25 protein-coding genes are annotated in these 20,314 nt (G+C 37.8%); 19 read left to right on the forward strand and 6 right to left on the reverse strand.

The features are described from left to right. Positions 1-597 precede the first annotated feature (597 nt). The 12 genes from infA (at position 598) to rpsI (ending at position 7,998) form a co-directional block, all read left to right on the forward strand. Positions 598-816, forward strand: a complete 219-nt coding sequence (gene infA, locus LXM54_RS25205) for a translation initiation factor IF-1 (protein WP_016204578.1) — start codon at positions 598-600, stop codon at positions 814-816. 37 nt (positions 817-853) lie between these two features. Continuing rightward, entirely contained in the window at positions 854-967 is a 114-nt protein-coding gene (gene rpmJ, locus LXM54_RS25210; protein WP_000868344.1) for a 50S ribosomal protein L36, read from the forward strand. A 22-nt stretch (positions 968-989) separates the two neighbouring features. Further along, positions 990-1,355: a 30S ribosomal protein S13 gene (gene rpsM / locus LXM54_RS25215; RefSeq protein WP_127742447.1), complete on the forward strand. Its 366-nt coding sequence runs from the start codon at positions 990-992 to the stop codon at positions 1,353-1,355. A 21-nt stretch (positions 1,356-1,376) separates the two neighbouring features. Then, the gene (gene rpsK / locus LXM54_RS25220; RefSeq protein WP_233318710.1) at positions 1,377-1,766 is read left to right on the forward strand and encodes a 30S ribosomal protein S11; all 390 of its coding nucleotides are present in this window, start codon (positions 1,377-1,379) and stop codon (positions 1,764-1,766) included. Positions 1,767-1,943: 177 nt separating this feature from the next. Then, a complete protein-coding gene (locus tag LXM54_RS25225) occupies positions 1,944-2,888 on the forward strand; it encodes a DNA-directed RNA polymerase subunit alpha (protein WP_233318741.1) in 945 nt (314 codons plus the stop codon). A gap of 59 nt (positions 2,889-2,947) precedes the next feature. After that, positions 2,948-3,310: a 50S ribosomal protein L17 gene (rplQ, locus tag LXM54_RS25230; protein ID WP_127742449.1), complete on the forward strand. Its 363-nt coding sequence runs from the start codon at positions 2,948-2,950 to the stop codon at positions 3,308-3,310. 398 nt (positions 3,311-3,708) lie between these two features. Continuing rightward, the gene (locus LXM54_RS25235; RefSeq protein WP_233318711.1) at positions 3,709-4,548 is read left to right on the forward strand and encodes an energy-coupling factor ABC transporter ATP-binding protein; all 840 of its coding nucleotides are present in this window, start codon (positions 3,709-3,711) and stop codon (positions 4,546-4,548) included. Further along, complete coding sequence (locus tag LXM54_RS25240; protein ID WP_233318713.1) at positions 4,524-5,396, forward strand: energy-coupling factor ABC transporter ATP-binding protein; 873 nt, start codon at positions 4,524-4,526, stop codon at positions 5,394-5,396. Before LXM54_RS25235 ends, LXM54_RS25240 begins: the two co-directional genes overlap by 25 nt. Further along, positions 5,393-6,190 (forward strand): energy-coupling factor transporter transmembrane component T family protein, encoded by a 798-nt coding sequence (locus LXM54_RS25245; RefSeq protein ID WP_233318715.1) that lies wholly within the window; start codon positions 5,393-5,395, stop codon positions 6,188-6,190. The genes LXM54_RS25240 and LXM54_RS25245 overlap by 4 nt, the downstream gene beginning before the upstream one ends. Before the next feature lie 12 nt (positions 6,191-6,202). Then, positions 6,203-6,940: a tRNA pseudouridine(38-40) synthase TruA gene (gene truA, locus LXM54_RS25250; RefSeq protein WP_233318717.1), complete on the forward strand. Its 738-nt coding sequence runs from the start codon at positions 6,203-6,205 to the stop codon at positions 6,938-6,940. Positions 6,941-7,146: 206 nt separating this feature from the next. Beyond that, complete coding sequence (gene rplM, locus LXM54_RS25255; protein ID WP_127742459.1) at positions 7,147-7,584, forward strand: 50S ribosomal protein L13; 438 nt, start codon at positions 7,147-7,149, stop codon at positions 7,582-7,584. A 21-nt stretch (positions 7,585-7,605) separates the two neighbouring features. Beyond that, the gene (rpsI, locus tag LXM54_RS25260) at positions 7,606-7,998 is read left to right on the forward strand and encodes a 30S ribosomal protein S9 (RefSeq protein WP_150911003.1); all 393 of its coding nucleotides are present in this window, start codon (positions 7,606-7,608) and stop codon (positions 7,996-7,998) included. 589 nt (positions 7,999-8,587) lie between these two features. Here the strand turns inward: rpsI and LXM54_RS25265 are convergent. The 3 genes from LXM54_RS25265 to LXM54_RS25275 form a co-directional block, all read right to left on the reverse strand. Beyond that, entirely contained in the window at positions 8,588-8,767 is a 180-nt protein-coding gene (locus LXM54_RS25265; protein WP_233318719.1) for a hypothetical protein, read from the reverse strand. Positions 8,768-8,835: 68 nt separating this feature from the next. After that, positions 8,836-9,096 carry a WXG100 family type VII secretion target gene (locus LXM54_RS25270; RefSeq protein WP_325169597.1) on the reverse strand — a complete coding sequence of 87 codons (261 nt, stop codon included), beginning with the start codon at positions 9,094-9,096 and terminating at the stop codon, positions 8,836-8,838. Between the two features lie 367 nt (positions 9,097-9,463). After that, complete coding sequence (locus tag LXM54_RS25275; RefSeq protein ID WP_442780544.1) at positions 9,464-11,992, reverse strand: LamG-like jellyroll fold domain-containing protein; 2,529 nt, start codon at positions 11,990-11,992, stop codon at positions 9,464-9,466. Positions 11,993-12,319: 327 nt separating this feature from the next. Here LXM54_RS25275 and LXM54_RS25280 point away from each other — a divergent pair, with 327 nt between their 5' ends. From LXM54_RS25280 to LXM54_RS25290, 3 genes are all read left to right on the forward strand, one after another. Next, positions 12,320-12,814 carry a PH domain-containing protein gene (locus LXM54_RS25280; RefSeq protein WP_233318723.1) on the forward strand — a complete coding sequence of 165 codons (495 nt, stop codon included), beginning with the start codon at positions 12,320-12,322 and terminating at the stop codon, positions 12,812-12,814. Beyond that, positions 12,811-14,286 carry a PH domain-containing protein gene (locus tag LXM54_RS25285; protein ID WP_233318725.1) on the forward strand — a complete coding sequence of 492 codons (1,476 nt, stop codon included), beginning with the start codon at positions 12,811-12,813 and terminating at the stop codon, positions 14,284-14,286. Before LXM54_RS25280 ends, LXM54_RS25285 begins: the two co-directional genes overlap by 4 nt. Positions 14,287-14,407: 121 nt before the next feature. Next, positions 14,408-15,178: a TraR/DksA C4-type zinc finger protein gene (locus LXM54_RS25290; protein ID WP_233318726.1), complete on the forward strand. Its 771-nt coding sequence runs from the start codon at positions 14,408-14,410 to the stop codon at positions 15,176-15,178. A gap of 58 nt (positions 15,179-15,236) precedes the next feature. Here the strand turns inward: LXM54_RS25290 and LXM54_RS25295 are convergent, their stop codons facing one another. Beyond that, complete coding sequence (locus tag LXM54_RS25295; protein WP_233318728.1) at positions 15,237-15,488, reverse strand: sigma-G-dependent sporulation-specific acid-soluble spore protein CsgA; 252 nt, start codon at positions 15,486-15,488, stop codon at positions 15,237-15,239. Between the two features lie 180 nt (positions 15,489-15,668). Here LXM54_RS25295 and LXM54_RS25300 point away from each other — a divergent pair, with 180 nt between their 5' ends. From LXM54_RS25300 to LXM54_RS25310, 3 genes are all read left to right on the forward strand, one after another. Continuing rightward, on the forward strand, positions 15,669-16,109 hold the full coding sequence (locus LXM54_RS25300; protein ID WP_233318730.1) for a DUF2521 family protein: 441 nt from the start codon (positions 15,669-15,671) through the stop codon (positions 16,107-16,109). Positions 16,110-16,218: 109 nt separating this feature from the next. Then, positions 16,219-16,935 carry an N-acetylmuramoyl-L-alanine amidase CwlD gene (gene cwlD, locus LXM54_RS25305; RefSeq protein ID WP_233318732.1) on the forward strand — a complete coding sequence of 239 codons (717 nt, stop codon included), beginning with the start codon at positions 16,219-16,221 and terminating at the stop codon, positions 16,933-16,935. Between the two features lie 123 nt (positions 16,936-17,058). Further along, the gene (locus tag LXM54_RS25310; RefSeq protein ID WP_233318745.1) at positions 17,059-18,099 is read left to right on the forward strand and encodes an Mrp/NBP35 family ATP-binding protein; all 1,041 of its coding nucleotides are present in this window, start codon (positions 17,059-17,061) and stop codon (positions 18,097-18,099) included. Positions 18,100-18,147: 48 nt separating this feature from the next. Here the strand turns inward: LXM54_RS25310 and gerD are convergent, their stop codons facing one another. Both gerD and pdaB read right to left on the reverse strand, forming a co-directional pair. Further along, entirely contained in the window at positions 18,148-18,720 is a 573-nt protein-coding gene (gerD, locus tag LXM54_RS25315) for a spore germination lipoprotein GerD (protein WP_233318734.1), read from the reverse strand. Positions 18,721-18,888: 168 nt separating this feature from the next. Beyond that, entirely contained in the window at positions 18,889-19,638 is a 750-nt protein-coding gene (gene pdaB, locus LXM54_RS25320) for a polysaccharide deacetylase family sporulation protein PdaB (RefSeq protein WP_233318736.1), read from the reverse strand. A 219-nt stretch (positions 19,639-19,857) separates the two neighbouring features. On the opposite strand from pdaB, the gene LXM54_RS25325 reads away from it, so the two are divergent. Then, complete coding sequence (locus tag LXM54_RS25325; protein ID WP_233318738.1) at positions 19,858-20,091, forward strand: hypothetical protein; 234 nt, start codon at positions 19,858-19,860, stop codon at positions 20,089-20,091. The last annotated feature ends 223 nt before the right edge of the window (positions 20,092-20,314 follow it).

Raw genomic sequence — 20,314 nt, forward strand, 5'->3', positions numbered from 1 at the left:
GTAGCTCCGCTTGAATTGCTTTTTTATCTAGTAGTGAAGAAGGTAACTATTATTCTTTCTATTATGGACATAAGGTATAGGACCAGGTGTGCGCAATCGGTAATCCCTCTTTATTTTAATATCGGAATGCGAAGATCTTTACGGCATTTCATGTAGCGATTGTGTATGTGATGCGAAAAATACGGTTAGACTCTTGAAGAAGTGTCCATGCTATTTTTTTTGCAGTAATTAACAAAAGCAGTGAAACAGCCGCAGTTAGCACGTTGCTAGTGTTTTTATATTACCCTGTTAGCAAGAAATATTACTTTTAATATAGCTTTATAACGGAGTGTAAAAGCAATATTAGCTGTGTTGGTGGTCACATTGGTCGATTCTGATGGAAGTTTATAATTTTTATTATTAATTTGTCATTATTAGCGGACGAAGGTTTAACATTGTGTTATAATCAATTAGTTGCAGTTATATGACGAATTAGTATATTATAGAGCAGTTCAGAGTAGTTGATGTACACCGATCGTGTTACAAAAGAGAGAACTACACTTTGCTATATTTAGTTTAAAGTATTTCGCATTTTAAAATGAAGGGAGAATTTATTCGATGGCTAAAGACGATGTAATCGAAATTGAAGGCACAATCACTGAAACTTTGCCGAACGCCATGTTTAAGGTAGAATTAGAAAATGGTCATACTGTATTGGCTCACGTTTCTGGTAAAATTCGTATGCATTTTATCCGCATTTTACCTGGTGATAAAGTAACGGTTGAGTTATCTCCATATGACTTGACTCGCGGAAGAATCACTTACCGCTTTAAATAATCTGATTGCACTCCGTACTATCAAGGAGGTTAGGATAATGAAAGTTAGACCATCTGTTAAACCTATCTGCGAAAAATGCAAAGTTATCCGCAGACGTGGGAAAGTTATGGTTATCTGTGAAAACCCTAAACATAAACAAAAACAAGGTTAATAATAAGGAGGTGCGCATATAGATGGCACGTATTGCTGGTGTGGATATTCCACGTGAAAAACGCGTAGTAATATCTTTAACATACATTTTTGGTATCGGAAAAATTACTGCACAAAAAGTATTGGCAGAAGCTGGTGTTTCTGAAGATACTCGTGTTCGTGACTTGACGGAAGATGAACTTAACAAAATCCGTGATATCATTGACAAACTAAAAGTTGAAGGTGACCTTCGTCGTGAAGTTTCACTTAACATCAAACGTCTAATGGAGATCGGTTGCTACCGTGGTCTTCGTCACCGCCGTGGTCTTCCAGTTCGCGGACAAAACACGAAAAACAACGCTCGTACACGCAAAGGTCCTCGTAAGACTGTAGCTAACAAGAAAAAATAATCGGTAAAGGAGGTACTAGTAATGGCACGTAAAACGAATACTCGTAAACGTCGTGTGAAAAAGAATATCGAATCTGGTATTGCACACATTCGTTCAACATTCAACAACACAATCGTAACTATCACTGATGTTCATGGTAATGCTCTTTCTTGGTCAAGTGCAGGAGCTCTAGGATTTAGAGGTTCTCGTAAATCTACTCCTTTCGCTGCTCAAATGGCTGCTGAAACTGCTGCTAAATCATCAATGGAACATGGTATGAAAACTCTTGAAGTAACTGTAAAAGGACCAGGTGCTGGTCGTGAAGCTGCTATCCGTGCTCTTCAAGCTGCAGGTCTTGAAGTTACTGCTATCAGAGATGTAACTCCAGTTCCTCATAATGGCTGCCGACCACCTAAACGTCGCCGCGTTTAATTTTTCTGTATAAAATCATTTATCCTTGTCTATACTGGGATTTGATTAAAACTTTTTAAAAAAGCCCGTACAGAATTATTAACCCAGTTGTTGTGCACAAAGCGGGAACGTAAACATGGGGAATTTCGGTTACTCAGTTAGCCGGGGTTTCGACGTTTTGAAGGAGGGTATATTTTGATGATCGAAATAGAAAAACCAAAAATCGAAACGGTTGAGATCAACGATGATGCCAAATACGGCAAATTCGTCGTAGAGCCACTTGAGCGTGGATATGGTACTACTTTGGGTAACTCCTTACGTCGTATTCTATTATCCTCACTCCCTGGTGCCGCTATCACATCCATTCAAATTGATGGGGTACTTCATGAGTTCTCAACAATTGAAGGCGTCGTGGAAGATGTAACATCTATCATATTGAACATCAAAAAACTAGCACTTAAAATCTACTCTGATGATGAAAAAACTTTAGAGATTGATATGCAAGGTGAAGGAGTTGTCACTGCAGCGGACATCACTCATGACAGTGATGTAGAGATCTTGAATCCAGATCTTCATATCGCTACATTGGGCAGCAACGGAAATCTTCGCATGCGTTTAACTGCTAAGCGTGGTCGTGGATACGCACCTGCTGAGCAGAACAAGCGTGAAGATCAGCCGATTGGTGTTATTCCAATTGACTCTATCTATACGCCTGTATCTAGAGTGAATTATCAAGTTGAAAACACTCGTGTTGGTCAATTGACTAATTATGATAAACTAACATTTGACGTTTGGACTGACGGTAGTACAGGTCCTCAAGATGCTATTGCACTTGGTGCAAAGATTTTGACAGAGCATTTAAACATCTTCGTTGGTTTAACTGATGAAGCACAAAATGCTGAGATAATGGTAGAAAAAGAAGAAGATCAAAAAGAAAAAGTTCTTGAGATGACGATTGAAGAGCTTGATCTATCTGTTCGTTCTTATAACTGCCTAAAACGTGCTGGCATTAATACAGTACAAGAATTGGCAAATAAAACTGAAGAAGATATGATGAAGGTTCGAAATCTAGGTAGAAAATCTCTGGAAGAAGTTAAGCATAAACTGGAAGAGCTAGGTTTAGGCCTGAGAAAAGACGACTGATAAACAGCCGTTTTTGATTGCCCAGCTGCTTGAATAACAACAAAAGGAGGGAATCACACATGGGTTACAGAAAGTTAGGACGCACTAGCGCACAGCGTAAAGCTATGTTACGTGACTTAACAACAGACTTAATCATCAACGAGCGCATTGAAACAACTGAAGCTCGTGCAAAAGAACTTCGTTCTGTTGTAGAAAAAATGATTACACTTGGTAAACGTGGAGATCTTCATGCACGTCGTCAAGCTGCTGCTTACGTACGTAATGAAGTTGCTAACGTTGAAGAAAACCAAGATGCTGTTCAAAAATTGTTCAGCGACATCGCTGCTCGTTACACTGAACGTCAAGGTGGATACACACGTATCATGAAAATGGGACCTCGTCGCGGAGACGGTGCACCAATGGTAATTATCGAGTTAGTATAATAAAGAGATTTTAAAAGAACTTAGGGTGCGGGACAGTTTATATTGCTATCAAACTTGTTCAAGTACCCTTTTTCTTTAGCAGTCTCATTCTATATGCTATCAAGCCAAAACAGAGTGTTACGATGAGCATTAAGGAAAAAAAGATAGAAATGTCTCGTCTAGCTCTAGCACCTCAATAAATTCAATGTGAATTTGGGGTGCGGGCTTTTTTCGTTTTTAAAGAAGCATTCAGGGTGCGAAGAATAGGAATATCATAAGATTCTTTACAACATATGAATTACCTGGGTAACAGGGACATAGGATTTTATAAAAAATATCAATCTTATGTTAAACCAATTCAAAGCTCGCCCGTAAGGCGAGTTTTCTTTTTGGCAAAAGAAAAATGAGTGGGGTATTATATGGACCATAAAGTATTGGTAACAGTTGATTCCTTATCTTTTATGTACGAAGATCAACAAAGAAAAGCTCTCGATAACGTTTCCTTTCAAGTAAAGCAAGGGGAATGGGTGGCGATAGTAGGACATAATGGCTCTGGCAAATCTACACTTGCAAAGCTGTTAAACGGCTTATATTTTTCGTCGGAAGGTTCAATTCAAATAGGTGATGTAACTATTTCTGAAGAAACAGTATGGGAAGCAAGAAGAAAGATAGGCATGGTATTTCAAAACCCTGATAACCAGTTTGTAGGTACTACAGTAAAAGATGATGTGGCTTTTGGGTTAGAAAATATTGCCGTCCCCAGAGAAGAAATGCATAAAAGGGTAGAAGCAGCTTTATCAAAAGTTAATATGTTGCCTTTTCTTGATCAAGAGCCGCACCATCTTTCAGGCGGTCAAAAACAGAGAGTAGCTATTGCTGGGGTAATTGCTTTGAAACCTAGCATCATCGTGCTGGATGAAGCTACTTCCATGCTTGACCCGCAAGGCAGGCAAGAAGTGCTGGAATTAATGAAAGAGCTGAAGGAGGAGAACATGACCGTTATCTCCATCACTCATGATTTAGACGAAGCTGCAAGAGCAGACCGGATCATAATTATGAATGAAGGGAAGATATATAAAGAGGGGAATCCTTCTGAAATCTTTCAGTTAGAAAAGGAATTAATTGATATTGGGTTGGATATCCCATTTGCGATAAAGCTGAGAAGCGGTCTTCGTAAGCAGGGAGTTCAACTGGACAAAATTACATTGACAGAAGAAGAGTTGGTGACAGATTTATGGACATCTCACTTCAAAGAGTAGCTTATAAGTATCAAGAGAATACACCATTTGAAACTCTGGCTATTAAGGATGTAGACATAAACATTACCTCTGGATCATATACAGCTATTATTGGACATACAGGCTCTGGGAAATCTACCGTCCTTCAACATTTGAATGCTCTGTTAACACCTTCAAATGGTAGTGTTGTAATTGGCGACAGACTAATCGAATCTGGACGTAAAAATAAAAACCTTGCCCCTATTCGTCAAAAGGTAGGAATCGTCTTCCAGTTTCCCGAAAGCCAGCTTTTCGAGGAGACAGTGGAAAAGGATATTTGCTTTGGACCGATGAACTTTGGTGTAAGCGAGGAAGAAGCTAAAGTAAGAGCAAAAAAGGCGCTTAAAGAAGTTGGTCTGTCTGAAGAGTATTTGACTAAATCTCCATTTGATTTATCTGGAGGACAGATGAGAAGGGTTGCAATTGCAGGAGTTCTGGCAATGGAACCAGAGGTGCTTGTGCTTGATGAACCAACCGCTGGACTTGATCCAAGAGGGCGCAAAGAAATTATGGATATGTTCTACAGACTTCATAAAGAGCGGAATTTAACGACCATTCTTGTTACTCACAGCATGGAAGATGCCGCAATCTATGCTGATAAAATAGTTATTATGAACAAAGGAAATGTTTATAAAGAAGGAACACCAGAGAATATATTCTCAAATAGTGAAGGTTTAATAGAAATTGGTCTTAATGTTCCGGATATAGTTAGATTTCAACAGAAATTAGAATCACTGCTAGGATACAAGTTAGACAGAGTGCATTTAAACATGGAGACATTTATTATGGAAGTTTCAGATCATTTAAAGAAAAAAGAGGCTAATCAATGATGGGGAAGATGATAATCGGCCGTTTTGTTCCCATTGACTCTCTTCTTCACAGGATGGACCCTCGCTCTAAACTGATAATCGTATTTTTATTTATATGTATCGTTTTCCTTGCTAACAATGCGGTTACCTACTTTATACTTGCTGTTTATGTTGGTATGATGATTCTGTTATCCAAGGTGCCCTTCCGATATATTTATCTCGGGTTAAGGCCGATTTTATGGCTTATATTATTTACTTTCTGTCTTCATTTATTCTTTACTAAAGGTGGCAACCTTTTATTTGAATACGGATGGATAAAGATTTATGAAGAAGGTTTAAGGATGGGGATTCTTATTTCATTAAGATTCTTTCTGCTTATCATTATGACATCCTTGCTTACCTTGACAACGACTCCAATCGAGCTGACAGATGCCTTAGAAACGCTTCTAGGGCCGTTGAAAAAAATCCGTTTTCCAGTTCATGAGCTTGCTTTAATGATGTCTATTTCCCTGCGCTTTATCCCGACACTTATGGATGAGACGGAGAAGATAATGAAGGCACAGATGGCAAGAGGGGTCGAATTTTCTAGCGGCCCAATCAAGAACAGAATTAAAGCTATTGTTCCATTGTTAATTCCGTTGTTTGTCAATGCTTTTAAGCGTGCGGAAGAGCTAGCAACTGCAATGGAGGCAAGAGGCTATCAAGGCGGAGAGGGCAGGACCAAGTACCGTCAGTTAGTATGGAAGCAAACAGATAGTATCATGATTTTATTATTAGTGCTAGTGGCAGGATTGCTGTTTGTATTTAAATCATAATGGAGATAAATAATGCAAAGATATAAAGGGATAGTCAGCTATGACGGCACCGAATACTGCGGTTTTCAGTTGCAGCCAAAAGACCGAACTGTTCAAGGAGAAATTGAAAAAGCTCTTAAAAAGCTTCATAAAGGCAGTGAAATTAAGATACAAGCATCGGGCCGTACAGATGCAGGTGTTCATGCAAAGGGTCAAGTTATTCATTTCGATTCAGATCTTGATATTCCTGCAGGTAAGTGGGAGCTTGCTTTAAATGCACTGCTGCCGCATGATATTGTTTTTTCCACAATAGAGGCGGTTGATAGGAGCTTTCATGCGAGATACAATGTGCAGGGCAAGGAATACCGTTATTTTATTCATCTCTCTGAAAGGAGAGACCCGTTTAAGCGTAATTTTGCCTATTATTACCCATATCAGCTGGATATAGGTGCCATTAGGGAAGCACTGGAGTATTTCATCGGAGAACATGATTTTACGAGTTTTTGTTCCATGAAGACAGACAAAGAAGATAAGGTTAGGACCATTCATTCCATGAGATTGGTGGAAGAAGGGGACATGCTTGTTTTTTGCTTCGAAGGGAATGGTTTCCTGTACAATATGGTCCGGATTATTATTGGGACGCTGTTAGATGTGGGCAGAGGCAAACGAAAGCCGGAATCCATTAAAGAGATAATAGAGAAGAAAGACCGCAAAGCCGCAGGAAAGACAGCTTCTGCAAACGGACTTTATCTTTGGAAGGTCTTTTATTAGGGCCGAAAGAGCGAGGTTTTCAAGAAATATTCATAACAACTAAACCTGGTGTAACATTTTCTTGACATATGCCACTCTAGCATATATCATAATATGGTATGTATTATAAACCCACATTAAGCCCCGGAAACTTATTGTGTGAACATATAGACGTAAATCATTAAAACAAACAAAAAATTAAAAACTTACATTCAGGAGGGAAACTCATGCGTACAACGTTCATGGCTAATTCAAATACTGTTGACCGTAAATGGTACGTGATTGATGCTGAAGGCAAAACTTTAGGTCGTCTTGCTAGTGAAGTAGCATCAATTCTACGTGGTAAACACAAACCAACTTTCACACCACATGTGGACACTGGTGATCATGTTATTCTTTTAAATGCTTCAAAAATCGAATTGACTGGTAAAAAATTGACTGATAAAATTTACTACCGTCACACAATGCATCCAGGTGGACTAAAGCAAAGAACAGCTTTAGAAATGCGTACAAACTACGCTGAGAAAATGCTTGAGCTTGCTATCAAAGGCATGCTTCCAAAGAATTCTCTTGGTCGTCAAATGTTTAAAAAATTACATGTATACGCTGGTAGCGAGCATCCGCACCAAGCACAACAACCAGAAGTTTACGAACTTCGCGGATAATTAATAAGGGAGGTAAAAAAAATGGCACAGGTTCAATATATCGGTACTGGTCGTCGTAAAAGTTCCGTTGCACGTGTACGTTTAGTACCAGGCGACGGTCAAATCATCATCAATGGTCGTGAAATTGAAAACTATATTCCATTTGCAGCTTTGCGTGAAGTTGTAAAACAACCATTAGTAGCTACTGAAACTACTGGAAGCTACAATATCCTAGTAAACGTTAGCGGTGGAGGTTACACTGGTCAAGCTGGAGCTATCCGTCATGGTATCGCTCGTGCTTTACTACAAGCAGATCCTGAATACCGTCCAACACTTAAACGTGCTGGATTGCTAACTCGTGACGCTCGTATGAAAGAACGTAAAAAATACGGTCTTAAAGGCGCTCGTCGTGCACCTCAGTTCTCAAAACGTTAATTTTGCGTTTCAAAGACCCTTTCCACTTTTGTGGAAAGGGTCTTTTTTATGTCTGAAAATTATCTCTGACGGCGGCCTATGTTAACTCCTAAATATAAATCTTCACATCTAATCATTCTAGAGCTTAAATATCTTTTAATTTATGATGCAGGGGGCCTTTAAAAGTTAGTAACGTTATATAATAATATAGGTTAAACTTCTTCAATTGGTTTATAGAAGCTTTTGGCGGGATATTCTAAATCGAGGACTGATTAAAATAAGCTGAATGGAAAAAATTATTAAGATAATCAGCATTTCTTAATAAGCGCATTTATTTTATAGCTGCTGTTTCTTGAACAAAGGATAACCCTGAAGATATATCTTCAGGGTTATCCTTTGTAATTAAACTATTGACCGTTAATCAATATTTTGTTTTTGTCGCACGTATTTGGCTATATTCAACAGTTTGTCCAAATTAACTTTTTGATTCCACATAGTTTTCGCATCATCTGTCATATAAGGATAAATATATTGATCAATCACAACCTGATAATCTAAGTCAAATTTGTAAAACTGTTAACTTAAATAAAGAAAATGATGATGTTGTTTTTTATAATATCTTCTTAAAAAGACTGGTCGTTTGATGTGCCAAAAAACCAAATTGAATGAACAAAATAAAGATATCACTACAACCGGGGAGCAAACTACCATCTTTATTTTTCTTATTTTTATCAGGGAGGATCCAGCCTTCCTTTTCTAAACTTTTTTGATCTCTATTTTTTGATTTCATATGGCACCTCTATATATTCATTTAATTTACTACTACTCATCGTTAATACAAGCAAGACGATCTAACTGTCATTGTCTTTCAGTCTCTTCTCTAACTCTTTCAACATGATTTGCAGAGCTTTCTAATTCTCGACTGATTTGAAATAAATTGTCTGAAAGTCTTTGAAATAATGTAGCTGTCTCATCAAGCATTGAAGTAAATTTTCTTCGAGCTTCCCCTGTCCAAGGATCTGTATTTTCATGTACACTCTGCATTAATTTCAATTCATCTAATTTTAATGTTTCAGAAGATTCATGGAAAACCTTTGCTAATGCACGGACTCTCCGAATTCATAAACTTCCGTTCGTTTTATACTTGCTTTTCTATTCATTGGCCTTTTAGATTAAAATAATGGCTAAGTAAATATTACTATGATTTCCACATAACTTCCATAAGTCATCACGAGTGGTGTAATTAGAAATGAATATAGGAAAACGTAACCTTCATACCTTGTGCAATTGATATTTGCTTTTTTATAGTGGGGGACGTACCTCAGTCCTTATAAGTGATTTCTTGCTCTCAAACATTTGCCTTTGGGAACTTTATTTTATTTATGGTGTGAATTGCTAAAAGAATGAATCTAGAAGTATAAAAAGAGGGGGTGGGGAAGATAAACAGAGAAGAAAGACCCGTTCTTTTTACGGGCCTTTCCATCACTTATTCGTTCCTTTGAGCAAGGTTGCTTATTTCATCAGCTGTAAGTGAGCCATCATAAATCTTCAATTCATCTATGCTACCTTCAAATGGTGGGTCCCACCAGTTCACGCCTAAACTAAAGCTTGTGCTAGCCGTTGTGAATATGTTTGGGAATCCTGTGCCTTTATATTTTTCATTTCCGTTTACGTACACGGAGATCGCATCCTTATCAACTGTAAAAGCAAGATGTGTCCACTCACCCGTTTTTATTTGGCTGCCGACAGATGCATCATACCATGTAGAGCTGCCTGACCATACTTCTGTGCTTCCATTTCCTGTGCCATATGGAAGCAGACTTATCCAGTTGTTACTGTCTCTTGCACCGAAGAAAGTAGTAGTGTATTGCGTCAGCTGTTCTGGTTTAATCCAGAGAGAAACACTATAGCTATCACTAGATATTAATCCGTTTGGCAAGCGGATGCCTGAAGCTCCGTCAAATTTTGCTGCTTTTCCTCCGTTTACTCCATCTGTATAGGAGATTGTTCCACCATTATTATCAATTCTATTTCCTGTCACTGTACCGCTGCCGAATTGTGCATTGCTGTCACTTAAATCACCTTCGAATGAGTATTGGGCTGCCAAGCCATTTTCCTTATATGGCAAAACAGTAATGACGAAGGTTTTAGTAGTCGTGGACTTGCCTTTTGTAATAGTTGCGGTTAGCGTTGCTTCTTTACTGGCAGCACCAGCCTCTGGACGTGTTACTGCACCTGTTGCTGATATGACATTTGAATCAGAGGTTTTCCAAGTAATTGTTGTATGACGGGTTCCCTCAGTCGGCAAGGATATATTTGAAACTACGTTAGCTGTATCACCAAGGTTTAGGTCGGTTTTTACATCCTGGACTATTTCCTTGTCTGACTTATCTTCCATTTTGCTGCCCCAGATTGTAACTCCTTCATTTGACATTGCTGTAAATGCCATCACATAGCTTTTGGACGTTTCATCCCATTGGCGGACAAACACACCGTTATAGGTACTGCCATCGATTTTTATTTCTGCTTCGTTATGACTTGTTTTTTTCCAAGTACCTGTCGCATCTCCTGTTATTTTACCGTTTTTATTCAGTTCAATATAAACTGATTCTGTAATATCGCCTGAATAAGCTTTTCCATGATTAATGAACTGATATTGGCCTATAAGATTTTGTCTATTCACTTTTTCTAACTTTTCCCCGCTGTAGCGGTATGGTGCTGCAACAGGCCAGCCTTCACTGTTCATGAACATTTGATGGACACGTACTTCATGCATTTCACCTGTTTCAGGGAAGCGGGAATGGAATACTAAGAAATGCTGCCCAGTTTTAGAATCGATGAAAGCTGAGTTATGCCCAGGAGATACATAGCCGACTCCGATACCAGTTCCTGGATCGCCAATTCTTCGTTCAAACAGGAAATTTCCCATTACCTTATTTCCGTATGGAGAATTGTCAACATTCCCAGGTAGCACTGCAGATTGACCACTTGCATCTACATAAGGACCATCAGGTGATTTGGAACGGAACAGCCTCATATTATAACCTCCATCAGCACCTAACCAGCCATATGTCACATACAGATAATAATATTTCGTATTTTTATCATAAACCACATACGGACCTTCTCCAGATTTGTAATAGCCTCCGGCGATTTTTGTGCCGAAGTAGCGGTCAATCATTCTGCCGTCCTTTGTTTTTCCGTCTTTGCCAGGATAAATTGGTTTTCCAGTTTTCTTATCAATTTCCAGCAGATAAATTCCGCCAGACCAAGAACCATATGTCATCCACAACTTGCCGTCAGCAGCTGTGAACACATTAGCATCAATCGCATTAGGATAAAGATTATTGTTATAGGAGCCGTCAGCATTAAACCAGCTGTCGTTTTCATTTGTTAATTCTTTAGAGCTTATTAAGTTACTGATATTTGTATTTACCCATTTTTTATCAACATTGCTGTTAGCATCTTTTGCACTTTGTTTTGTGAAACCTGAATACACAATGGTGTCGACATATTCAAATGGACCTTCAATATTTTGAGAAACTGCATAACCGATCGCTGAGCGTATATATGTGGAGGAAGCACTGTAGTAAATCATGTAAGCACCTTTGCTACCATCCTTATTAACATAATTTTCGTTCCAGAAAACATCCGGAGCCCAAACAGCAAAACCTCCCTTGCTGTCGGAGTCATTTTCGCCAGCCCATTTGAATGATCCGGCTAAATTTTTGGATAAATCTCCATACAGCTTGTTATTAGGTGTTGTATACCCATTTGTGAATGTCTCCCAATTTATTAAATCGTTTGACTTGGCTGCTTCAATATGAGAACCAAATACATAGTATGTGTCACCATCCTTGATAATAGATGGATCATGAACAGATACATTTTGAAAACTAGGATTTGTGCTAGAAGGGGATTTTTGTTTATCTTTTTCTGCAAAGGCAGCGCTGGGAATCATCAATACAAAAGCTAGAATAGCGGACAGCAAAACCCGCATATGATTTGTTTTCATTGACAGATCTCCTTCATTTTGAAATGGAAAATTACTTGCCAAAGGACAACTCCATTCTAAGAGGCGATGTTATGTATGAGGGAGGAGCTCCGTTGTGGTGAACTAAGTGATTATCGGCTTTATCAACTCCTTTTCTCTTAATTTTTTGAAACGCTTTCATAATCTATCATACGTTAACAAAATTAGGAAAACAGAACCTATTGGCCTATTTTTAACTACTAATTTCTTGGAATAAAATACTTAAATAATAACGTTTTTTGGAAATAGTAGAAACTAATCTGGCTTTTCACCCGTATAACAATTACAAGGCTTGGAGGTGAATGAAGAATGTATACAAAAATTGAGGAACCGAATAGATGTATTTCTGAAAAGGCAATGAAAGTGTGGCGGATATCGGAAGCTCTCCTAAATGGGGGAATTCTAGTTGTACTTGGCATAGTATATTATTTAGATGTTTATTTTGATTGGAAGTACTGGATAGGCTGGATAATAATTGGGCTTCTTGGGCTAACAGTATTATCCGCAATTTGGGGGATTATTCTTGAACCGTCATTAAAGCAAAAATATTGGCGTTATGATGTGGATGAAGAGTTCATTCAATTGAAATCAGGTATCTGGAATAAACAGCATCAACTCATTCCGATGACAAAGGTACAATCTGTTGAACTTATTCAAGGGCCATTATTAAGAAAATACGAGCTGTATTCCATCTCTGTCGGCACAATGGGCAGCAGTCATAAAATACCAGCTATACCGCAAGAAGAAGCACGAGAACTAAGGGATCAGATAGCACATTATGCAAAAATAAAGGAAGTGGAATGATGGAAGGGAGAACAGTAAGGCTGCATCCGGTAAAAATGCTGCTGGACCTCATTACATTGGTTAAAACCAATATAATATTTATTTTCTTTCTTTATGTCATCCATTTTGGCACAGACAATAAGGTTTGGATAGCTTTACAGTATTTATTTGCAGTATTTATACTTATTGCCATTGTTTATATAATCTTTGATTGGTGCTTCTACCGTTATACAGTGAAAGATGAAGCTATTCATATTATATCGGGTGTCATAAAAAAATCAGAGCGGGTTATTTACTTAAATAAGATACAAAATATTCAAAGACGCACTACTGTTATCCATAAGTTATTTAATATCTCTTCCATTACTATGGAAACTGGTGAGTCAGGGGATAATGGTTCGATTGCACTGCCTGCTGTCTCTCGAAAGGAAGCAGATTGGCTGGAGACTATAGCTTCAACTGAGTATATGGATGTACCTGATGAAGCGGCTGAGGATAACATAGAATATACGGTGGAGAAAACAAATGACAGACAGATTCACTTTATAGCGTCAAAAAAAGATGTCTTAAAGGCATCCTTTACATCATTTAGTTTTTTTGCACTAATTCCTGTTGTTTTTTCTATCTATTCCAATGTAGAAGATGTTTTCCCTGTTACAAATAAAATGGGGGATTGGTTTAGCAGCATTATGAGATACTGGTGGATGATCGCTATACTGCTGTTTCTTTTTACAATAGCTGCAGTTGCTTATGGTGTAATCTCCACGTACTGGAGATATGGAAAATACCAAATATTATCTGACAGCAATAGAATTTATATTAGAAAAGGACTTGTGGATGAGGTTGCATTTTCTATCTTAAAAGAGAAGGTGCAAGCAATTGAAGTGATCCAATCGCCTTTGAAAAGAATCCTGAAACTTGCAGAGGTCAAGTTAGTCAGTGCAGGGGAGACAGGGGAAGAAGATTTAAAGACAAACTCTCTTTATCCGTTTTTGCCGATAGAGAAAGCATATGAAATTGTTCATGAATTATTGCCTGAGTACAAAATTCATTCAAAAATGACTAGCCTGCCGAAGAACGCGCTAGCAGCAAGGTTGTTAAGACCGAGCTATTTATGGATTATATCATTAATTGCTCTATGTATTTTTAAACCAGGTTTATGGTATGCATCGTTTGCCGTATTGCTGTTTGTTTATCTATTACGAACTCTGGACTTCGTGAACAGCCGCTATATAGTAAAGGATGAATATATCCAGATGAAAACAGGCAGCTTCCAAACGTCCTTATTTCTCACAAAAAGAAATAAAGTAATCGAGATTGAAGTAGGACAGTCCCGTTGGCAAAAGCGATTTGGTTTAGCGACAATTGATATTGTCAACCGTTCAAAGCCAATTGTACATACTGAAATATCGGATATTCCGTATGAAGCAGCTGCTGGCTTTTATTATTGGTATAGGATGCGGACAAAGGACATTCGCATTGATAAGCAGTAGTGACATCTTTTCCTATCGTTCCCCAATCAATGAAGTGTATACAAGTACATATTTCCTTCAATGTTCTTGTTTTTTTCGTTCATACTAATAAGGCAAAAGATTTAATGAAAGGAAAAATCTCATGCTGACTAAACAACAACTTAATGAATTCCAATCACTGTTAGAAAATGAAAAACAAGACATAGAAGAAAGATATGATATAAATGATCACTTAGGTTTAATCCGCAGTCATGCACATGATTCGGTTGGGGAATTATCGAGTTATGATAATCACCCAGGAGATGAGGGCACCGAGTTATATGAAAGAGAAAAGGATATTGCCTTAAATGAGCATTATAGATTTGAATATGCTGGTGTTGTAAATGCGTTAAAGGCAATTGAAAATGGAACATATGGAAAATGTGAAGAATGTGGAAAGGAAATTCCTCTTGAAAGACTTGAAGCTCTTCCAACAGCAAGATATTGCATTGAGCATACCCCGGACCAAGTTGTTTCACACGAGCGGCCGGTAGAGGAAGGTGTGCTTATGCCTCCATTTGGAAAGTTTGACATGGATGAACAGGATGAAACAGTTGCATATGATGCGGAGGATTCCTGGCAGGATGTTGAGAGCTTCGGTACGTCAGAGACTCCATCTGACTTTGTTCATCCTGTATTTGATCATTATAATGATCTCTCCATTGATTCTTATGAAAATGTTGGGTACGTAGAGGAGTATGAAAATTTTGTAGGTGTTGATATAGAGGGAAAAAATATCACGGTATATCCTAATCAGCAGCATAAAAGATATGAGCAGAGCTTAGATGAAGAAGGAATCATGACGAGCTTCGGAGATTTGCCTGCATATGAGCATGATCCTTATGTTGAAGATGAGGATGGCAGAGAACGCTAATAAGAAAGGTCAGGCACACATCTAGATTTATATCTAGTGCGCAGCCTGACCTTTTTGTTTAAAACAACAGTTCATATATGTCGTTTAGGTGGTGAGCCCTTTTGGAGTCTTGCTCGTTTTTAGCATGCTGTATTTCCTCTTCTAATACTTGATTTAAGAAGCTACTTTCTTCTTCGGATAATTCGCGGACAAATGCTTCTTCTGATTTATAATGACCCTTCATCATTTTGCTGTAAATGCTTTTTCCAGTATCTGAACGGTCTGTATACAGAGATAAAACTTCTCTTACATAGGCTAATGACTGATTCATTTAAGCACCTCATACTTATCATTTTTTCTATATTATTATGGGTTATTCTCTTGATTTTTATTATCCGTCTTACATTTTTCCATATATAGAAACATCCATATTATTTGGATATGGAAATTAGCCTTATCCTTGAATTGCTCCTCTCGATTAGTTAAAAACTATTTTCAAGAGGTGAAATCAGTGACAGTTATTATGAACTTCGATTTAAAAAAAAGAGAAAAACAAATAAAATATGAAAGATCTGTTCTTAAAGAGCTTTCTGTAAAGGATTTAAAAGAAAAGGTTGCTCGTTATTTTGGCTCATCTCAATTGACATCAAGCGTTATTATGAACGAAGGTATGGAAGAGGCTTGTTATGATGTAGCTATTGAAGCATTTTTGTTAGGGGCAAACTTTAGCAAGTTCAGCGCATGGGGTGAAGATATCCCCACTATTAAAAATAGATGCTTAGAAGAAGATAAACATTTAAAGGATACATTATTTCATTTTCTCCTCTACTGGGGAAGTGAAGAAAGCAGTAAAAATGAATCGCTATACTATCTTTGTGAACAATTCGTAAATGCATGGTGGTTAGAGGGTTTTAATAAAGCAATTAAAAGAAAAAAACTTAGACTTCATTAAAATCAGGCGGTGCGCACACCGCTTGATTTTTTTCTGGTTTGTTCTAAATTGCCTCCTTGTCCCATATATTTAGAATAAGGACGAGCAGCAGGAGGGATTGACTAGGACAGTGAATAAAAAACTTAAAATCAGTATATTTGCAGTGGGACTCATCCTTCTTTTTTTCATCTTGCAATTTGACTTTTCTGATGATGATTCATGGGACGCTTGGAATTTGCCTTTAACCGGGAAAATTATTGTCATTGATCCTGGTCATGGTGGCCCAGATGGTGGAGCGGGTGATGAGGAAGTGTTAGAGAAAGATGTTGCTTTGGATGTATCCTTAAAAATCCGCGATTATCTTCAAGAACAAGGCGCGCTAGTTATAATGACTAGAGAGGAAGATAAGGATTTAGCAGGGGATGATGTAAAGGGATATCGCAATCGGAAGGTAGCAGACCTGAAGGAAAGGCTCAATATGATTAATTCCTCAGATGCTGATTTGTTTTTAAGTATACATCTGAATGCCATTCCGTCCTCTAAATGGAGCGGAGCACAAACCTTCTTTTCCCCACAGCTGGAGGATAATGAGATTGCCGCAAAGTTTATTCAAGATGAGCTGATTGATAACCTGGAAAACACAACAAGAAAAGCAAAGCCACTAAACAGTGTTTATATTTTAAAGTATGCCAAAAAGCCAGGTGCTTTAGTGGAAATTGGTTTTCTATCCAATCCTGCAGAGAAAAAGAACTTAATGGATAAGGAGTACCAAAATAAAATAGCTGCATCCATCTATAAAGGTGTTAATCGATATTTTTCTAACGAGGATGCAATTAAAGGGGAATAGCTATAGGCTGATTCTCCTTATTCTTTTGTCCCGTAATTCCTGGGAAATATAAAGGGAGAATCTGAAATATGTAAAGGTTATCATTTTCTATGTTATACTTACTAAAAAGAGGAGGGGATTGTCATTTTAAACGCAGAAGCGATTGAACGCATGATAGAACAGATAACAGATCCTTTTTTACATAAGACATTGTTAGAATTGAATTCCATAAAGGATTTAAAATGGGATGCAGAAAAGTCACATGTCAGCATTAAGTTAGCAGTTGCGGAAATGGGATCTCCTGCACAAATGGAATTGCAGCAGGAAGTTGTCAGCATACTTAAACAAAATGGGGTGCAGACTGTTGGTATGCGATTCACTGAACTTTCAAGTGCCCTAGTCCGAGAGATACAAGCAGAACATGCTGAGATGGAAAATAAGAATTCCCCTACATATATTGCTGTGGCCAGCGGAAAGGGAGGGGTTGGTAAATCAACTGTTTCTGTCAACTTGGCTGTTTCTATGGCAAGGCTTGGAAAAAAGGTTGGGCTTCTAGATGCAGATATATATGGATTTAGTGTTCCTGATATGATGGGAATAACGAAGAGACCGGAAGTGGTAAATGATCGAATTATACCTGTAGAGCGTTTAGGAGTACAGGTCATTTCTATGGGTTTCTTTGTTGAGGATAATGCCCCAATCATTTGGAGAGGTCCTATGCTCGGGAAAATGCTGACAAGCTTTTTGCAAGAAGTGGAGTGGGGAGATTTAGATTATCTCATTCTAGACTTGCCACCTGGAACAGGTGATATAGCTTTAGATGTACATACGATGCTACCTTCTAGCAAAGAAATAATTGTAACAACTCCACATCCTACTGCAGCATTTGTAGCAGCTAGAGCGGGAGCAATGGCAATAAAAACGGAACATGAGATATTAGGTGTTATTGAAAATATGTCCTACTTTGAGAGTAAATTAACAGGAGAAAAGGAATATGTGTTTGGACAAGGCGGGGGCAAGAAGTTGGCAGAGGATTTGCAAACCTCCATGTTGGGACAGCTTCCGTTAGGTCAGCCTGATTGGGATAAAAATGATTTTGCCCCTTCTGTTTATGGGCAGGAACATGTAATAGGCGATATCTATATAAAGATTGCAGAGAAGGTCATTCAAAAGGTAGGAAAATAAGAAGCCTTAATAAAAGAAAGCAGGGGATTCCCTGCTTTCTTATTTTGACTAGATTTTAAAGGACTTAGTATTAAAGTTAGAGGCTGCCTCTTTAGCTGCTTTGTCGAGCATTTCCTGAAACTTTTTCTTGAATTCAGGTGTATCCATTGATTCCTGCATAACCTGCATTAGATGTTCTCGATATTCTGTGCTTTTTAACACATTTTTCAAGTCTGATTCAATTGCCGGGTCTTGCAGTAGTTCGACCATCATCTTTCGATAATCTGGATCCTTCATCAAGTCTTTGAGTAATTTCTCATTCTCTGTTTTCAGGCTTTTTGCCATTGTTTCTGCAAATTCCGGATCTTTAAATTTCTCTGTCCAAAACTTAGCTGCTTTATCAGAAACTAAAGTAGATTCAATGGTCTTTGTTACAGCCTCTTCATTCATTACGAGATTTTCCTTAATTTCTTCATCCCCAATAACATCACGTATTGCTTTTTTTCCGTCATCGGTTTTTAGTATATCTACTACCATTTTTTTGGTTTGGTCATAGTCCATCTGTTGCGCAGACTCGCCGGCTGAACATCCGCTTAAAATGGAAAGAGATAAAAGCAGGACGATGCTGTATTTTTTGAACATTGCAGCTGCTCCTTTCAAAAGGAAATATCCCTGTTCATTAGGATGCTTTGTTTTTTATTTATTATTCCTTTCGATTTCAAGTTTGCAGGATATGTTTTGCCGGGAATAGGGGATAATGATAAAGGCCCTTAATGAAATAAATCATCAAGGACCTTTATGTTATGGGAATTAATTCACTTCTTTTGAACTTGAGTCAGCGTTTGAAAGCATTTCTGTTACAGAAACGAACTTCAAGTTTTTGTCTTTGAGATTGTCGATTATCGCTGGCAGTGCGTTAGCTGTCTGCTTAGCTGAATCTGATGCATGAAGCAATACAATATCTCCTTTTTTTGCCGGAGCAACGTTTTTAACAATTTGTTCGGTTCCTGGATTTGTCCAATCTTTAGAATCAACACTCCAATGAACAAGTGTGTAGTTGTACCTGTTTGTGATGGTTAAAGCCTTTTGGTCAAAATGCCCTGTTGGTGCTCTGAATAAGGAGATATTCTCCACTTTCAGTTTTTCAAATGCTGTTTTTGCTTTTGAAACATCTTGATTAATCTTTTCTTCTTTTACATCGGAATAATCAACATAGTCATAGCCGAGGATACCAATTTCATGGCCTTCCTTAACGATTCTTGCGATGAGGTCAGGATGTCTTTCAGCCCAAGAACCAGCGAGAAAAAAGGTAGCGGTCACTTTCTCTTTTTTTAATATATCCAATATCGGCTCAGCTTTTTCATCGCCCCATCCGATGTTGAATGTCAATGCAATACCCTTTTCTCCTTTATAAACTGCTTTAGGTCCATCCTTTGATGAAAAGACAGGGACTTGTACAATGTTTTCCATATACAAGAACCAAGCGGTAAAGAAAGATACGACAACGATTAATGTTAACTGCTTCAACCTTTTGCCATTAAGTACATAAAAGTTATTCATACTAAGCTCACCTCGTCCAATTTACTGCTTGGTTCATCCTATGCAGAGAAAGAAATGAAAATAACAAAAAAAGTTTATTCATAAAAAAATATAAGATGGCAATAATACTGAGACAAAGTGCCATTATATTTGTTGATGATGGATATCATCTCTCCTAGATTGCAGTGGCTGTATATAGGAATAATAAAATTTCACACAAGTACATCAAGGAGGAGCCATATGGTAGGACTACTATTAACGCAAAGAGAAGTGAAGGAAATAGAGTATTTGATTAAACGGGAATTAGACGAAATATTGTTGGATCTAGGTGATGAAAGAATTGATATTGTTGTCAAGAAATCAATGGTAGAAAGGTATAAAGACCTTTTTTCATTGTTCAAAAGAGTTGCTTCTCCAAAAGAGTGTATGAATTATATCATTAAGGATAATAAGTACCTGGATGAAAAAATATAAAAAACTTCTAAATAGTTGTTGACGAAGTTTAGATAACTTGCTATATTAATAAACGTCACTTCGACAAAAAACACCAAAATAAAAAAGTTAAAAAATATTTGACAATGAGTTTTGGTTATGTTAAATTGATAAAGTCGCTTGAGAGAGCGGCATGAAATTGCTCTTTGAAAACTGAACAAACAAAACGTCAACAATAATCGTTTTTATAACTTGCGTTATAAAA

This window comes from Bacillus sp. Au-Bac7 (genome assembly GCF_021341655.1).
Classification (GTDB): domain Bacteria; phylum Bacillota; class Bacilli; order Bacillales; family Cytobacillaceae; genus Niallia.

Excerpts from the sequence above, each read along its gene's own strand:
- rpsI (WP_150911003.1), top strand. The coding sequence starts at position 7,606 with ATGGCACAGGTTCAATATATCGGTACTGGTCGTCGTAAAAGTTCCGTT.
- LXM54_RS25225 (WP_233318741.1), top strand. The coding sequence starts at position 1,944 with ATGATCGAAATAGAAAAACCAAAAATCGAAACGGTTGAGATCAACGAT.
- LXM54_RS25280 (WP_233318723.1), top strand. The coding sequence starts at position 12,320 with ATGTATACAAAAATTGAGGAACCGAATAGATGTATTTCTGAAAAGGCA.
- LXM54_RS25235 (WP_233318711.1), top strand. The coding sequence starts at position 3,709 with ATGGACCATAAAGTATTGGTAACAGTTGATTCCTTATCTTTTATGTAC.
- gerD (WP_233318734.1), bottom strand. The coding sequence starts at position 18,720 with ATGTTCAAAAAATACAGCATCGTCCTGCTTTTATCTCTTTCCATTTTA.
- rpmJ (WP_000868344.1), top strand. The coding sequence starts at position 854 with ATGAAAGTTAGACCATCTGTTAAACCTATCTGCGAAAAATGCAAAGTT.
- LXM54_RS25295 (WP_233318728.1), bottom strand. The coding sequence starts at position 15,488 with ATGAATCAGTCATTAGCCTATGTAAGAGAAGTTTTATCTCTGTATACA.
- rpsM (WP_127742447.1), top strand. The coding sequence starts at position 990 with ATGGCACGTATTGCTGGTGTGGATATTCCACGTGAAAAACGCGTAGTA.
- LXM54_RS25285 (WP_233318725.1), top strand. The coding sequence starts at position 12,811 with ATGATGGAAGGGAGAACAGTAAGGCTGCATCCGGTAAAAATGCTGCTG.
- infA (WP_016204578.1), top strand. The coding sequence starts at position 598 with ATGGCTAAAGACGATGTAATCGAAATTGAAGGCACAATCACTGAAACT.
- LXM54_RS25265 (WP_233318719.1), bottom strand. The coding sequence starts at position 8,767 with ATGAAATCAAAAAATAGAGATCAAAAAAGTTTAGAAAAGGAAGGCTGG.
- pdaB (WP_233318736.1), bottom strand. The coding sequence starts at position 19,638 with ATGAATAACTTTTATGTACTTAATGGCAAAAGGTTGAAGCAGTTAACA.
- LXM54_RS25290 (WP_233318726.1), top strand. The coding sequence starts at position 14,408 with ATGCTGACTAAACAACAACTTAATGAATTCCAATCACTGTTAGAAAAT.
- LXM54_RS25245 (WP_233318715.1), top strand. The coding sequence starts at position 5,393 with ATGATGGGGAAGATGATAATCGGCCGTTTTGTTCCCATTGACTCTCTT.
- rpsK (WP_233318710.1), top strand. The coding sequence starts at position 1,377 with ATGGCACGTAAAACGAATACTCGTAAACGTCGTGTGAAAAAGAATATC.
- rplQ (WP_127742449.1), top strand. The coding sequence starts at position 2,948 with ATGGGTTACAGAAAGTTAGGACGCACTAGCGCACAGCGTAAAGCTATG.
- rplM (WP_127742459.1), top strand. The coding sequence starts at position 7,147 with ATGCGTACAACGTTCATGGCTAATTCAAATACTGTTGACCGTAAATGG.
- LXM54_RS25240 (WP_233318713.1), top strand. The coding sequence starts at position 4,524 with ATGGACATCTCACTTCAAAGAGTAGCTTATAAGTATCAAGAGAATACA.
- truA (WP_233318717.1), top strand. The coding sequence starts at position 6,203 with ATGCAAAGATATAAAGGGATAGTCAGCTATGACGGCACCGAATACTGC.
- LXM54_RS25275 (WP_442780544.1), bottom strand. The coding sequence starts at position 11,992 with ATGAAAACAAATCATATGCGGGTTTTGCTGTCCGCTATTCTAGCTTTT.
- LXM54_RS25325 (WP_233318738.1), top strand. The coding sequence starts at position 19,858 with ATGGTAGGACTACTATTAACGCAAAGAGAAGTGAAGGAAATAGAGTAT.